This is a genomic window from Polaromonas sp. P1_E3 (assembly GCF_056405935.1).
Genome location: NZ_JBFUBD010000818.1, coordinates 1 through 612, shown reverse-complemented (window position 1 = coordinate 612; position 612 = coordinate 1). Strand labels below are relative to the sequence as shown.

At 63.8% G+C, this 612-nt stretch carries 2 protein-coding genes; both read right to left on the bottom strand.

Annotation, left to right across the window (positions count from 1 at the left end; translation table 11 throughout):
- The coding region (locus tag AC1D0Z_RS23720) for a glutamate--tRNA ligase family protein (protein WP_477660562.1) at positions 1–111 on the bottom strand (111 nt) is incomplete at its 3' end.
- Between the two features lie 24 nt (positions 112–135).
- On the bottom strand, positions 136–612 hold a 477-nt coding region (locus AC1D0Z_RS23715; protein ID WP_477660561.1), incomplete at its 5' end, for a PLP-dependent transferase.

Below are 612 nucleotides of genomic sequence, written 5' to 3'. Positions count from 1 at the left end.
GCCACCGGTGGCGCGGGCAMATGCCCAGGGATACAGCGCGGAGCGGATATTGCCGAGGTGGATAAATCCGGTGGGTGAAGGCGCGAAGCGGGTTCTGGTTTTTTGGGTCATTGGGGCAGTCATGCAGTCATGCAGTCATACGATAAGGCTCAGGCCGCGGGTCAGGTCGGCCTTGATGTCGTCCACGTGGTCCAGCCCGACGGCCACGCGAACCAGGCCCTGGCCGATGCCGGCGGCCTGGCGCTGCTCTTCGCTCAGGCGCCCATGCGACGTCGTGGCTGAATGGCTGATGATGGTTTTGGTGTCGCCGAGATTGGTCGCAATGCTGAGCACCTGCGTGCTGTTGATCACCTTGAAAGCATTGGCGCGGGCCGCTTCCGGCGTGTCGCCACGCACGTCAAACGACAGCACCGCGCCACCCAGCCCTGATTGCTGGCGCATGGCCAGTTCGTGCTGCGGGTGCGATTCGAGGCCGGGGTAATAAACGCGCGCCACCGCTGGCTGCGTTTCAAGCCACCTTGCAACGGCCAGGGCGTTGGCGCTTTGCGCCTGCATGCGAATGTTCAGCGTCTCCAGCCCCTTGAGCACGACCCAGGCGTTAAAAGGTGCGAG